This is a genomic window from Pseudomonas sp. AFG_SD02_1510_Pfu_092, assembly GCF_003331055.1.
In the GTDB taxonomy this organism is placed as follows: Bacteria; Pseudomonadota; Gammaproteobacteria; order Pseudomonadales; family Pseudomonadaceae; genus Aquipseudomonas.
On the sequence record NZ_PUQD01000016.1, the window covers coordinates 67,514 to 80,006 of the forward strand.

The 12,493-nt window shown below is 66.4% G+C and carries 12 protein-coding genes and 1 pseudogene; 10 read left to right on the forward strand and 3 right to left on the reverse strand.

The genetic code is table 11. The features are described 5' to 3' along the window. Positions 1–5 precede the first annotated feature (5 nt). The 3 genes from C6A77_RS10010 to C6A77_RS10020 form a co-directional block, all read right to left on the reverse strand. Positions 6–2,759: a DUF6543 domain-containing protein gene (locus C6A77_RS10010; protein ID WP_114169315.1), complete on the reverse strand. Its 2,754-nt coding sequence runs from the start codon at positions 2,757–2,759 to the stop codon at positions 6–8. Between the two features lie 69 nt (positions 2,760–2,828). Then, positions 2,829–3,170 (reverse strand): EscU/YscU/HrcU family type III secretion system export apparatus switch protein, encoded by a 342-nt coding sequence (locus C6A77_RS10015; RefSeq protein ID WP_114169316.1) that lies wholly within the window; start codon positions 3,168–3,170, stop codon positions 2,829–2,831. Then, the gene (locus tag C6A77_RS10020; RefSeq protein ID WP_114169317.1) at positions 3,167–4,723 is read right to left on the reverse strand and encodes a flagellar hook-length control protein FliK; all 1,557 of its coding nucleotides are present in this window, start codon (positions 4,721–4,723) and stop codon (positions 3,167–3,169) included. The genes C6A77_RS10015 and C6A77_RS10020 overlap by 4 nt, the downstream gene beginning before the upstream one ends. A 265-nt stretch (positions 4,724–4,988) precedes the next feature. On the opposite strand from C6A77_RS10020, the gene ccmA reads away from it, so the two are divergent. The 10 genes and pseudogenes from ccmA to C6A77_RS10070 all read left to right on the forward strand — a co-directional run bounded on the left by ccmA (position 4,989) and on the right by C6A77_RS10070 (position 12,340). Next, on the forward strand, positions 4,989–5,621 hold the full coding sequence (ccmA, locus tag C6A77_RS10025; protein ID WP_114169318.1) for a cytochrome c biogenesis heme-transporting ATPase CcmA: 633 nt from the start codon (positions 4,989–4,991) through the stop codon (positions 5,619–5,621). Then, entirely contained in the window at positions 5,618–6,286 is a 669-nt protein-coding gene (gene ccmB, locus C6A77_RS10030) for a heme exporter protein CcmB (protein WP_114169330.1), read from the forward strand. The genes ccmA and ccmB overlap by 4 nt, the downstream gene beginning before the upstream one ends. 46 nt (positions 6,287–6,332) lie before the next feature. Continuing rightward, positions 6,333–7,100 (forward strand): heme ABC transporter permease, encoded by a 768-nt coding sequence (locus C6A77_RS10035; protein ID WP_114169319.1) that lies wholly within the window; start codon positions 6,333–6,335, stop codon positions 7,098–7,100. After that, a complete protein-coding gene (gene ccmD / locus C6A77_RS10040; protein ID WP_114169320.1) occupies positions 7,097–7,273 on the forward strand; it encodes a heme exporter protein CcmD in 177 nt (58 codons plus the stop codon). The genes C6A77_RS10035 and ccmD overlap by 4 nt, the downstream gene beginning before the upstream one ends. Next, positions 7,270–7,721: pseudogene (gene ccmE / locus C6A77_RS10045) on the forward strand (cytochrome c maturation protein CcmE); the annotation flags it as partial. The gene ccmD and the pseudogene ccmE, both read left to right, overlap by 4 nt. Beyond that, on the forward strand, positions 7,722–9,710 hold the full coding sequence (locus C6A77_RS10050) for a heme lyase CcmF/NrfE family subunit (RefSeq protein ID WP_114169322.1): 1,989 nt from the start codon (positions 7,722–7,724) through the stop codon (positions 9,708–9,710). Further along, positions 9,707–10,243, forward strand: a complete 537-nt coding sequence (locus C6A77_RS10055) for a DsbE family thiol:disulfide interchange protein (RefSeq protein ID WP_114169323.1) — start codon at positions 9,707–9,709, stop codon at positions 10,241–10,243. The genes C6A77_RS10050 and C6A77_RS10055 overlap by 4 nt, the downstream gene beginning before the upstream one ends. After that, positions 10,240–10,716 carry a cytochrome c-type biogenesis protein gene (locus C6A77_RS10060; RefSeq protein ID WP_114169324.1) on the forward strand — a complete coding sequence of 159 codons (477 nt, stop codon included), beginning with the start codon at positions 10,240–10,242 and terminating at the stop codon, positions 10,714–10,716. Before C6A77_RS10055 ends, C6A77_RS10060 begins: the two co-directional genes overlap by 4 nt. After that, entirely contained in the window at positions 10,709–11,905 is a 1,197-nt protein-coding gene (gene ccmI, locus C6A77_RS10065; RefSeq protein ID WP_114169325.1) for a c-type cytochrome biogenesis protein CcmI, read from the forward strand. The genes C6A77_RS10060 and ccmI overlap by 8 nt, the downstream gene beginning before the upstream one ends. A gap of 12 nt (positions 11,906–11,917) precedes the next feature. Beyond that, positions 11,918–12,340 (forward strand): hypothetical protein, encoded by a 423-nt coding sequence (locus C6A77_RS10070; protein WP_114169326.1) that lies wholly within the window; start codon positions 11,918–11,920, stop codon positions 12,338–12,340. Positions 12,341–12,493 lie beyond the last annotated feature (153 nt).

Consider the following 12,493-nt stretch of genomic DNA (forward strand, 5'->3'; position numbering starts at 1 on the left):
GCCACTCAGCTCCTGCTCCAGGAATGGTTGCCGCCGACCTTGGCGAAGCGGTTGAGCGGCAACAGTTCATCCATCGCCTGCTGGCTGGCTGGCAGGTCGATGAACGCAAACTCGTTGATGCGCGGCATGCCGTACAGGTTGATGACATGACGCAGGGTGCGTAGCCCCGGCAGATGGCGGTCAACCACATCGCTGAGCATGGCCGGGCCCGTGAGCCGGCTGAGGCGGTGGGCATAGCGGTAGAAATTCGCCGGGTCGTCGGCCAGGCTGGGCTTGCTGTCATAGAAGTCCGGGTTGGTCTGGAAGCGCGCGTGCATTTCCTCGGAGATGGCGTCCAGCGTCGGGTTGCCGGCGTGGCTGCCGATCAGGCTGGTGTTGTACAGGCAGTTCATGCCCAGCTTTTCGTTGGACATGGGCGGTGCCAGCAACAGGCCATCGGGCGTGGTCCGCAATTCCACCTGATCGATCGCTTCGCCAGGGCTGCCGGCCGGCTGCCCGTCGATGACCTGCGGGTACTCCCCGGGCGCCAGCAGGGTGTCGTCCACATCCATGTACAAGCCGCCCTCGTGGTGCAGCATCCGGTAGCGCAGCACATCGGATGCCGACGCGTAGTTGCTGGCGACCCCGCCATTGCCGTCCAGCGCGGCGTCGTACTGAGCGTAGTATTTGCTCTGGCGAAATGCCCGGAAAAAGGCTTGCTCTTCCAGCGGCAGTACCTGCAGGCCCGGCGCGTGCCGGGCCAGCAGGCGCAGGTTCTCGGCATAGGCTTCGGGCGCGGCGCTGGAAAGGAACAGGCGCAGGCTGTATTCGCTGCCCTTGAGGCGTGCCGCGTTCTGCCCCAGGTTGGCCAGCAACGCTGGGCTCAGTACTCGGTCGCCCACCCACAGGCAGGCAATCTTTTTGGGGATCGGGTAGCTGTCGGCTGCCAATGTCGGCAGCTCCACCGGCAGCGTGAGGTCGATACCCAATGCGCGCAGGCTGCGCGTGCGCATGGCGTTGCTGACAGGACGCGAGGAGGGTACGGGGAGCAGGTTCATGCTGCCTGGAGTGGCCACGTAGCCAACCGGATCGACTTCGTTCAGGTCCTGTTCGCGGATGAAGGCGTCGCGCTCCATGTCATACACCACGCGCTCGCTGTAAGTGTCGATTTGCGCCTCCAGCAAGTCGAAACCGCCGTTGTAGCGCGGCACGCGTATCACCGAGCCGGCGATGGCCGGGTCACCTTCGGGCAAGGGCATGATCGCGTCTGGAATGTGGAAGTAACGGGCACCTTCCGGCGACGGTAAATGCGGCGGCGAGAGCGGGCTCAGCGGGTAGCCGATCTGCTCGTTCAGGCGCACGGGCGGTACGAAGCCATCGTTCTTGAACACGAACAAGGCCTTTGCCCGGTTGGCACCGGCCAGTGCCAGCGGCGCTGCGTTGAACAGGCCCCAGGCGATAGTGCCAACGCCCTCCTGCTTTGCTTGCAAGGTCTTGCCGTTGATCGCCTGGTCCAGCCCCAGGCCGAGTTGCGCGATACCGCCCACCGCCAGCAGCGGTGCAAGCCCTGGCACCACCAGGCACAGCGGTGCCAGCAGGTTGAGCGTGGTGGTCAGGTAGCCGAGCCAGCGTGCCTTGGTCACCTGGCTGTCGCGGGTAATCAGGAAGTCCGCGTCATCGTAGCAGCGTTGGCGCTGGCGGTCGGCCAGGGCCTGGAACAGGTCACCGTCGATCTCGGGGCTGTACTTGTCGGGCCGGTAGTTGACGTAGGTGCGCGGGGGCCAGGTGCCGTCGTCGTTGAAGAAGCCGTGTTCGGGCGGCAAGCGATGGTTGTTCGGGTAGGCGCCCAGGCCCTCCAGGGCAGTGTCCAGGCCACTGAAGTCGAGGCCTTGCGGGCGGTCGGCGAGGCGAAAGTGATGCTTCAGCGCCTGGCGTCGGGCGGGGTCTTTGCACTGCTGGCCGACCCAGTCCTTCAGCTGATCTTCGCTGGCGAATTCCAGCAGCGGCGAGCTGTTGCCGGGCACGTACAGCACGCTCAGCCCGCTGGCAGCGTCGCTCAGGCAAAGGATGTCGGTGGCGGCGTAGCCATAGATATTCAAGGAGCGCTTGCGCAGCGTGGCGCCAGCGGGCAACAGCCCTGCGGCTTGCCAGACGAGTTTTCTGGCCGCTTCACCGAGGCGGCCTTGGCTGACCTGCTGGTTGCAGGCAGCGATGAAATTGAGTTTGCAGGCCAGCCGGTGGTCTGGCAGGTGCTCGCCCCAGTAGCGGTCCAGCTGGGCCTTGAAGGGCGCGTGGAAGTCCAGGTCTTCGACGAAGCGTTGAAAGGCCTCGGCGGCGATCGGCAAATGGGTCGAGGCGTCATAGCGCTGCGGCGTGGTGCGGCGGAACAGCCCGTTGAACACCTCGTAAGCGGCGCCGTAAGCGTTGAAGCCAGGCGCTGGCAGGGTCTCGACCAGGCGCAGCGGGAGGCCGGGCAGGGTGCCGGCCCACGGGGCGCCGAACAAGCCGCCGAACAGGTCGTTGTTGGATTCGCCCTGCCAGTTGCCCAGTAATGCCTGGGTCAGGCTGACGGACTGGCTGACCGAAGCCAGGTAGCGGGCCGGGCCGTCGGGGCGGTAGTGCAGGGTCACCACGTCGATCTGCTCGGGGTCGAGATCGAAGCCCTGCTGCGCCAGCCATTGCCGGATCGCCCGGTTGGCTTCGCGGTCGGGGCGGGGCACATGGCTGAGGTGTTCGCGGACGTAGCGCACGCCGGCGGCGTTGATCAGGCTGGAGGACATATCGTTCACCTTGCTGGTTGGAAGGGCCGGCAAGACTGAACGTGTGCGGCTGACGAAGGTGGTAGATAACTATCGTTGGTCGCCCGGCGGCAGCAACGCGGTTACCGGGGTGATGTCCCGTGGCTCGGCGGGCTGGTCGTTGAAACCGGCGGGCACCTTGCCGCGCAGTTGCCAGGCGAAGGCGATGATTTCGGCGATGGTCAGGTACAGCGCCTCGGGAATCTGCTCGCCCAGCTCCAGGCGCGCCAGCAGGCGCACCAGCTCGGCGTTTTCGTAGATCGGCACCTCGTGCTCGCGGGCCAGGGCCAGGATGGCCTCGGCCAGCGCATCGTCGCCCTTGGCGCTGAGGGTGGGGGCCTGCTGGCCGTCATAGCTCAGGGCGATGGCCTGGCGGGTGTGCTTCTGGCTCATGCGTTTTCATCCACCCAGCGTTGCTCGACCCGCGTGCGCGGGCCTTGTGGCGGTGTGCCCGGGTTGCAGTGCAGCTCGCCAACATCCAGGCCGCGGGCCAGCAGGCGCTCGCGCAGGGCGCCGAGTTCGGTGTCGATGAGCCGCGCGGTCTGTTCGCGTTCGGCCCACAGCTGCCCGCTCAGGCGGCCTTGGCTGAGTTGTGCCTGCACCTGCACCGGGCCGAGCGGCGACAGGTCGAAGGCCAGCTCGATGCGCCACAGCGCTTGCAGCGGGTCTTGTGTCTGGTGCTGGCGGTCGGCTTGCTGTTGTGGTGTTTCCTCGCGCTGCAGCTTGACCTGCAACGGGATGAATTCCTGGCCGTGACGGATTGGTACCTCGGTCTGCCAGGTGGTTTGCAGGTTGCCGTTTTCCAGCATGCCGGTTTGTTGCAGGCTGCTCATGGCGTGGCTTTGCAGGCGCGATACGGCGGCGGCGGCCAGGCGCAGCAGTTGTTGCAGGTCGCCTTCGTCTTCCATCGCCTTGAGCAGGCGCGACGGCAGCGGGAAAGCCCCCGATTGCGGCTTGGGGCTGACCCGTTCGAGCATGCCCAGCGCACTGCGAGCCAACATCGGCATGGTCACGGCCAGGCTGGCGGGGGCCAGGTTGACGGCGCCGCTCGCCAGGGGCGGGCCCTGCGCCAGCAAGCGCAGCAAATGCGCCTTGAGGTCGCTGGCGACGCTGGCCGGGAAACCGCCCAGCAGTTTCGCTTCAAGAAAGGCACCGCTGTTGTTCAAGGCCTGGGCAACCGCCTTGGCGTCACCCAGTTGCCGCGCCTCCGGCAAGCCGGCCAGCAGGCGTTCGGCGCTGGTGCGCAATTGGCCATCGGCGCCAGGGTCGCCGGCGACCCGTTGCAGGGCATCGAGCAGACCGGGCAGCGAAGCCTGGCGGTTTTGCTGGGTCAGCAACTGCTGGGCAATGCTGAGCTGGTCCTGGCGGCCGCTGAGCGGCACGAAGCGCAGCGACTGGTCGCCCTGCACCAGTGCGCTGAGCAGGCTGCCGACGGCCAGGGGGCGCGGGCTGTCGACGCTCAGGGTGGCGCCGGCCTGGGCACTGTTGAGCAGGCTGACCAGCGCCCGGTAGACGGCCGGCTGGCCCGGCGCCAGGGGCAGGGGCTGGTTGGTCAGGACCTTGCCTTGCAGCAGCGTACCGACCGGTACCTTGCTGGTGTCGAGGCGGGTGAGGGTGGCGATCTGGCTGGCGCTGGACTGCTGCAGCATGATCGCCAGGCGGTTGCTTTCGGTCTGGCTCACGGTGACCTGGCTGCCCTGGGGCAGCGGCTGACTGGCGCTGGCTTGCAGCTGGGTCTGGGTGCCGTTTGCCAGCATCAGCCGCAGCACCAGCTGGAAGTCCTGGCCGACCTGGCGCAACGACAGGACCTTGGCTTGCGCGGTTTCGCCGGGGGCCAGCAGGCCGGGCTGCGCTTGCGTCAGGCGCAGCAGTTCGCCGGTCAGGTTCGCCTTGATGGCCTGGGCGTTGAGCGCGCTTTGTGCGCCGAGACTATTGATTTCAGTCATGATTGTATACAACCTGTCGAACCCGCCCTCTTGGCAGCGCGGCGGCGCGTGTAATAATGCCGGCCGTCCGTCGTTGCCAGTATAACGGCAGCGCGGGGAGCGACTTGAGATACAGGGCTTGAGGCCGGTGCGGCTTGCTTCGCGGGCTTGCCCGCTGCCACAGGTACGGTGCAGCTTTCATGGTCTGCACAACACCCGGTGGCAGCGGGCAAGCCCGCGAAGCAGGCGCCGCCGCCCTCGAGCCCTACAAAGATAAGGCGAATCCGTGACCCTTCACCTCCAAGCCGCAGGCCTGGCCTGCGAGCGCGACTGGCGCCTGCTGTTCGAGCACCTCGCTTTCGAGCTGCGGCCCGGCGACATGCTGCAGATCAGCGGCCCCAACGGCAGCGGCAAGACCAGCCTGCTGCGCCTGCTGGCCGGCCTGATGCAGCCGACGGCCGGGCAGATCCTGCTCGGCGGCAAGCCATTGGCCGAGCAACGCCACGCCCTGGCCAGCATTCTGCTGTGGATCGGCCACGCCGCCGGCATCAAGGACCTGCTCACCGCCGAGGAAAACCTCACCTGGCTGTGCGCCCTGCACCAGCCCGCCAGCCGCGAGGCGATCTGGGCGGCGCTGGCGGCGGTCGGCCTGCGCGGTTTCGAAGATGTACCCTGCCACACCCTGTCGGCCGGCCAGCAGCGCCGCGTGGCCCTGGCCCGGCTGTACCTGGCCTGCCCGCCGCTGTGGATTCTCGACGAACCTTTCACCGCCCTCGACAAGCAGGGTGTGGCGCAACTCGAGGCGCACCTGGCGGCCCACTGCGAGCAGGGCGGCACGGTGGTGCTGACCACCCACCACACGCTGGAACGCAAACCCTCCGGCTACCGCGAACTGAACCTGGGGCAATGGGCGGCATGAGCGTATTCATCCTGTTGCTGCGGCGCGAAGCGCGCTTGTTGTTTCGCCGCCCGGCCGAACTGGCCAACCCCTTGGTGTTCTTCGCCATCGTGGTGGCGCTGTTCCCGCTGGCGGTCGGCCCGGAGAGCCAATTGTTGCAAACCTTGTCGCCAGGCCTGGTCTGGGTAGCGGCGCTGCTCGCGGTGCTGTTGTCGCTGGACGGCCTGTTCCGCAGCGATTTCGAGGATGGCTCGCTGGAACAGTGGGTGCTGTCGCCACACCCGCTGGCCATGCTGGTACTGGCCAAGGTGCTGGCGCACTGGATCTTTTCCGGGCTGGCGCTGGTATTGTTGGCGCCGCTGCTGGCGCTGATGCTCGGGCTGCCCAGCCATTGCCTGCCGGTGCTGCTCGCTTCGCTGCTGCTGGGCACCCCGGTGCTGAGCCTGCTGGGGGCGGTGGGCGCGGCGCTGACGGTCGGCCTGAAGCGCGGCGGTTTGCTGCTGGCATTGCTGATTCTGCCGTTGTATATCCCTGTATTGATCCTGGGCAGTGGTGCGTTGCAAGCGGCGTTGCAGAATATGCCGGCAACCGGCCACCTGCTCTGGCTCGCCAGCCTGACGGCCCTGGCCGTGACCCTGGCACCCTTTGCGATAGCGGCCGGCCTGAAGATCAGCGTCGGCGAATAACGAGTCCCGGGCTTTCAAGCCCGGCCAATACCCTGGATGTACCCTGATGAAAATTAGCTGGACGTGGTTCCACAAGCTGGGCTCCCCGAAATGGTTCTATGCCATCAGCGGCCGCATGCTGCCGTGGCTGGCCGCTGCTGCCGTGCTCCTGCTGCTGGTCGGCATCACCTGGGGCCTGGCTTTCGCCCCCCAGGACTACCAGCAAGGCAACAGCTTCCGCATCATCTACATCCATGTGCCGGCGGCGATGCTGGCGCAGTCCTGCTATGTGCTGCTGGCGGTGGCCGGGGTGGTGGGGCTGGTGTGGAAGATGAAACTGGCCGACGTCGCCCTGCAATGCGCGGCACCGATCGGTGCCTGGATGACCGCCGTGGCGCTGGTCACCGGGGCCATCTGGGGCAAGCCGACCTGGGGCAGCTGGTGGGTCTGGGATGCCCGCCTTACGTCCATGCTCATCCTGTTGTTCCTGTACTTCGGCATCATTGCGCTGGGCCAGGCGATCAGTAATCGTGACAGTGCAGCCAAGGCCTGTGCGGTGCTGGCGATCGTCGGCGTGGTGAACATCCCGATCATCAAGTACTCGGTGGAGTGGTGGAACACCCTGCACCAGGGCGCCACCTTCACCCTCACCGAAAAACCGGCGATGCCCGCAGAAATGTGGCTGCCGTTGCTGTGCACGGCGCTGGGCTTCTATTGCTTCTTCGGTGCGGTGCTGCTGCTGCGCATGCGCCTTGAAGTGCTCAAGCGCGAGGCACGTGCCAGTTGGGTCAAGGATGAAGTGTTGAACAGCCTGGGGCGGAGGGCCGCACGATGAGTTTTGCCAGCTTCGGCGACTTTCTCGCCATGGGCCACCATGGCCTGTATGTGTGGACGGCCTATGGCATCTGCCTGGCGGTGCTGGCGCTGAATGTCGCCGCCCCCGTGCTGGCCCGCCGTCGCTACCTGCAAGATGAGGCGCGCCGTCTGCGCCGGGAGAACAACCAGTGAATCCGCAGCGCAAGAAACGCCTGTTGCTCATCGTCGGCCTGCTGGTCGGCGTCGGGGTTGCCGTCGGCTTTGCCTTGAGCGCATTGCAGCAGAACATCAACCTGTTCTACACCCCGACCCAGATCGCCAGCGGCGAAGCGCCGCTGGACACGCGTATCCGCGCTGGCGGCATGGTCGAGAAGGGTTCGGTACAGCGTTCGTCCGATTCGCTGGACGTGCGCTTCGTGGTCACCGACTTCAACAAGTCGGTCCCGATCACCTACCGTGGCATCCTGCCCGACCTGTTCCGCGAAGGGCAGGGCATCGTCGCCCTTGGCAAGCTCAACGCCGACGGCGTGGTGGTGGCCGATGAAGTGCTGGCCAAGCACGACGAGAAATACATGCCGCCCGAGGTGACCAAGGCCCTCAAGGAAAGCGGCCAGGCCGCCACTGGCGCGGAGGCCAGGCCATGAACGCCGCGCTGGTAATTCCCGAACTGGGCCAGCTGGCGATGATTCTGGCCATCTGCTTCGCCGCCGTGCAGGCCAGTGTGCCGCTGCTCGGCGCCTGGCGTGGCGACAGCCTGTGGATGAGCCTGGCGCGGCCGGCGGCCTGGGGGCAGTTCGCGTTCCTGGCGTTTGCCTTCGCCTGCCTGACCCATGCCTTCATGACCGACAACTTCTCGGTCGCCTACGTGGCCAGCAACTCCAACAGCGCCTTGCCCTGGTACTACAAGTTCAGCGCCGTATGGGGCGCCCACGAAGGTTCGCTGCTGCTGTGGGCGCTGATCCTCGGCGGCTGGACCTTCGCCGTGTCGGTGTTCTCGCGGCAATTGCCGCAGGTGATGCTGGCCCGCGTGCTGGCGGTCATGGGCATGATCAGCGTGGGCTTCCTGAGCTTCCTGATCATCACCTCCAACCCGTTCCAGCGCCTGCTGCCGCAAGTGCCGACCGATGGCCGCGACCTCAACCCGCTGTTGCAGGACTTTGGCCTGATCGTCCACCCGCCGATGCTGTACATGGGCTACGTGGGCTTTTCGGTGGCCTTCGCCTTCGCCATCGCCGCCCTGCTCGGCGGCCGCCTGGACGCCGCCTGGGCGCGCTGGTCGCGGCCGTGGACCATCGTCGCCTGGGCCTTCCTTGGTGTCGGCATTACCCTGGGCTCGTGGTGGGCCTACTACGAACTGGGCTGGGGCGGCTGGTGGTTCTGGGACCCGGTGGAAAACGCCTCGTTCATGCCCTGGCTGGTGGGCACCGCGCTGATCCACTCGCTGGCGGTGACCGAGAAACGCGGGGTGTTCAAGAGCTGGACCGTGCTGCTGGCGATCGCCGCGTTCTCGCTGAGCCTGCTGGGGACCTTCCTGGTGCGTTCCGGCGTGCTGACTTCGGTGCATGCCTTTGCCGCCGACCCGTCGCGGGGCATTTTCATCCTGATCTTCCTGCTGTTCGTGGTCGGCGGTTCGCTGACCCTGTTCGCCCTGCGCGCACCGGTGGTCAAGAGCCAGGTCGGCTTTGCCCTGTGGTCGCGCGAGACGCTGCTGCTGGCCAACAACCTGGTGCTGGTGGTGGCGGCTTCGATGATTTTGCTCGGCACCCTGTACCCGCTGGTGCTCGATGCGCTGACCGGGGCCAAGCTGTCGGTCGGCCCGCCTTACTTCGACGCCTTGTTCCTGCCGCTGATGGCGCTGCTGATGGTGGTGCTGGGGGTGGGTGTGGTGGTGCGCTGGAAGGACACCCCGGGCAAATGGCTGGTGAGCATGCTGACCCCGGTATTGCTGGGCAGCGCCATCCTTGCCCCGCTGGCGGGCTTTATCGTCGACGACTTCGACTGGCCGACCCTGAGCGCCTTCGCCCTGGCCGCCTGGGTAGTACTTGGCGGGCTGCGTGACATTCTCGACAAGACCCGCCACAAAGGCCTGCTCAAGGGCCTGCCCGGCCTCGGTCGCAGCTATTGGGGCATGCAGCTGGCGCACCTGGGCCTGGCGGTGTGCGCACTGGGCGTGGTGCTGTCGAGCAACAACAGTGCCGAGCGCGACCTGCGCATGGCGCCGGGCGAGAGCGTGGAGCTGGGCGGTTACCACTTCCTGTTCCAGGGCGCCAGGCACTTCGAAGGGCCGAATTTCATTTCCGACAAGGGCACCGTGGTGGTCAGCCGTGATGGCCGTGAAGTGACCACCCTGCACCCGGAAAAGCGCCTGTACACCGTGCAGCAGTCGATGATGACCGAAGCCGGTATCGACGCCGGCTTCACCCGCGACCTCTACGTCGCCCTCGGCGAGCCGCTGGAGAACGGCGCCTGGGCGGTGCGCGTGCATATCAAGCCTTACGTCCGCTGGATCTGGCTGGGCGGTCTGCTGACCGGCCTGGGCGGGTTGCTGGCGGCCCTCGACCGGCGTTACCGCGTCAAGGTCAAGACCCGGGTGCGTGATGCCCTGGGCGTGTCTGGAGCAGCTGCATGAAGCGTTGGATCATGGTAGTCCCCCTGGCGGTGTTCCTGCTGGTGGCGGTGTTCCTCTACAAAGGGTTGTTCCTCAAGCCCGACGAGCTGCCCTCGGCAATGATCGGCAAGCCGTTCCCGGCGTTTTCCCTGGCCTCGACCCAAGGTGACCGCACCCTGACCGAGGCCGACTTGCAGGGCCGCCCGGCGCTGGTCAACGTGTGGGCCACCTGGTGCCCGTCGTGCAAGGTCGAGCACCCGTACCTCAACCAACTGGCCGAGCAGGGCGTGGTGATTCACGGCGTCAACTACAAGGACGACAATGCGGCAGCCCTGAAGTGGCTGGCCGAGTTCCACAACCCCTACCAGCTGGACATCCGTGACGAGCAAGGCAGCCTGGGCCTGGACCTGGGTGTGTATGGCGCGCCGGAAACCTTCATGATCGATGCCAAGGGCATCATCCGCTACAAGCACGTGGGCGTGATCGATGCCACGGTCTGGCGCGAACAGCTGGCGCCGCTGTACCAGGGCCTGGTCGATGAGGCCAGGCCATGAAGCGCTGGCTGGCAGCTGCCGTGCTGGGCCTGAGTGTGATGGGCGCGGCCAGGGCGGCGATCGACACCTACCAGTTCCGCGACGATGCCGAGCGTGAGCGCTACCAGCAGCTGACCAAGGAACTGCGTTGCCCCAAGTGCCAGAACCAGGACATCGCCGACTCCAATGCGCCGATTGCCGCCGATCTGCGTCGGGAAATCTTCCGCATGCTCGGCGAGGGCAAGAGCAACCAGCAGATCGTCGATTTCATGGTCGACCGCTATGGGGATTTCGTGCGCTACAAGCCGGCGCTCAGCGGGCGCACCTGGTTACTCTGGTTCGGCCCGGGCATCCTCCTGGCGGGTGGATTCGTGGTGCTGGCGCTGATCGTACGGCGCCGCCGCGGGGCGGCCGTGCAGGGCGCCAATGAGTTGTCCGTCGAAGAACGCGAGCGTCTCGCCAAACTGCTGGAAAAAGAACAGACCCATGATTGAATTCTGGCTTAGCGCGGGCCTGCTGCTGCTCGCTGCCCTCAGCTTCCTGCTGATCCCGATCCTGCGTGGCCGTAGCCGCCAGCTGGAAGAAGACCGCACGGCCCTGAACGTGGCCCTTTACCAGGAACGCGTTGGCGAGCTGGCGGCGCAGCAGGCCGCCGGCGTACTCGACGAGGCGCAGCTGGCCAAGGGCCGTGACGAAGCTGCCCGTGAGCTGCTGGCCGACACCGCAGGCGCCGAGGCCCCGCATCAGGGCCACCTGGGCAAGGCCTTGCCGTTGCTGGCGGCGCTATTGGTGCCGCTGCTGGCGTTGGGGTTGTACCTGCATTATGGCGCGGCCGACAAGGTGGCCCTGACCCAGGAGTTTGCCCAGGCGCCGAAATCGATGGAAGAAATGACCGCCCGCCTGGAGCGGGTGGTGCAGGCTCAGCCGGACTCGGCCGAGGCCATGTATTTCCTGGGCCGTGCCTACATGGCCGAGCAGCGTCCTGGCGATGCGGCGCGCACCTTCGAGCGTGCCGTGGCGCTGGCCGGGCGTCAGCCCGAGTTGCTCGGGCAGTGGGCCCAGGCGCTGTATTTTGCAGCCGACAAGCAATGGAGCGCACAGTTGCAGGCGCTGACTGACGAGGCGCTGAAAGCCGACCCCAACGAAGTGACCAGCCTGGGTCTGCGCGGTATCGCCGCCTTCGAGGGCGAGCGTTACCAGGAAGCCATCGACTACTGGAAACGCCTGCTGGCGCAGCTGCCGGAAGGCGATGCCTCGCGGGCGGCGCTGCAGGGCGGCATCGACCGCGCTGCCGAGCGCCTGGGTGGTTCTGCGGCGCAGGGCGCGCAGCCTGCGCCGGTGGCGGCACGCCTGAAGGTGCGGGTGGAGCTGGCGGCGGCGTTGCAGGGCAAGGTCAAGCCGGACGACACGGTGTTCATCTTCGCCCGCGCCAGCAATGGCCCCCCGATGCCGCTGGCGGCCAAGCGGGTGACGGTGGCGCAGTTGCCGATCGAGGTGGAATTGTCCGATGCTGATGCGATGATGGCGCAGATGAAACTGTCCGACTTTGCCGAAGTCCAACTGGTTGCACGTGTTTCGCGCGCTGGCCAGCCGACCCATGGCGAGTGGATTGGCCAAGGCAAGCCGTTGCCCAGCGCCACCCAGGCCACCCAGCACCTGACCATCGACAGCCCCGACCCGTAAGAGAACATTGCCATGCACAGCACCGTCCGCCTGACCCTGATCACCCTGGCCCTGGGTTTGTCTGCGTGTACGGTGCAGCAGCCGTACGAGCGGCCCGAGCCGCCGATCGAGCGGGTGCCGCCGCAGCAGCCGGGGCCGGTGGTCAAGCCGCTGCCGGGTGGGCAGCCTGGTACCCAGCCGAGCAAGCCGGCGGCCATTCCCAAGCCCATGCCCCGGACCTCGGCGAGCTTTGCGCCACCGCCTGGCGGGGCGAGCCACTGGGACCCGAAACTTGGCGTATATGTACTCGAGAAGCAGCCCAATACCTTCTATCGGCAGCGGACCTATTACCGGTTCGATAACGGCTGGAGCTGGTCGCTGAGCCCGAATGGGCCTTGGCAGGAAACCGACAGCAGCGGTGTTCCTGGTGGTCTGGGGCGTGCGTTCGCGCAATAACAAAGTTGCTACGGCCTTTGCTTTTGCTTTTGCTTTTGCTTTTGCTTTTGCTTTTGCTTCTAAGCGCGCGATAGCCCAGGCGCCGCAGATTGCGACTTCAGGAGGCCGAGCGAAGGGACTGCGGAGGGAGGTGACGGGCATGGATGCCCGTCA

What these genes read in the sequence shown, in the direction of transcription:
- ccmI (WP_114169325.1), top strand. Translation starts at nt 10,709, where the DNA reads ATGATTGAATTCTGGCTTAGCGCGGGCCTGCTGCTGCTCGCTGCCCTC.
- C6A77_RS10055 (WP_114169323.1), top strand. Translation starts at nt 9,707, where the DNA reads ATGAAGCGTTGGATCATGGTAGTCCCCCTGGCGGTGTTCCTGCTGGTG.
- C6A77_RS10070 (WP_114169326.1), top strand. Translation starts at nt 11,918, where the DNA reads ATGCACAGCACCGTCCGCCTGACCCTGATCACCCTGGCCCTGGGTTTG.
- ccmB (WP_114169330.1), top strand. Translation starts at nt 5,618, where the DNA reads ATGAGCGTATTCATCCTGTTGCTGCGGCGCGAAGCGCGCTTGTTGTTT.
- C6A77_RS10060 (WP_114169324.1), top strand. Translation starts at nt 10,240, where the DNA reads ATGAAGCGCTGGCTGGCAGCTGCCGTGCTGGGCCTGAGTGTGATGGGC.
- C6A77_RS10035 (WP_114169319.1), top strand. Translation starts at nt 6,333, where the DNA reads ATGAAAATTAGCTGGACGTGGTTCCACAAGCTGGGCTCCCCGAAATGG.
- C6A77_RS10010 (WP_114169315.1), bottom strand. Translation starts at nt 2,759, where the DNA reads ATGTCCTCCAGCCTGATCAACGCCGCCGGCGTGCGCTACGTCCGCGAA.
- ccmD (WP_114169320.1), top strand. Translation starts at nt 7,097, where the DNA reads ATGAGTTTTGCCAGCTTCGGCGACTTTCTCGCCATGGGCCACCATGGC.
- C6A77_RS10015 (WP_114169316.1), bottom strand. Translation starts at nt 3,170, where the DNA reads ATGAGCCAGAAGCACACCCGCCAGGCCATCGCCCTGAGCTATGACGGC.
- C6A77_RS10020 (WP_114169317.1), bottom strand. Translation starts at nt 4,723, where the DNA reads ATGACTGAAATCAATAGTCTCGGCGCACAAAGCGCGCTCAACGCCCAG.
- C6A77_RS10050 (WP_114169322.1), top strand. Translation starts at nt 7,722, where the DNA reads ATGAACGCCGCGCTGGTAATTCCCGAACTGGGCCAGCTGGCGATGATT.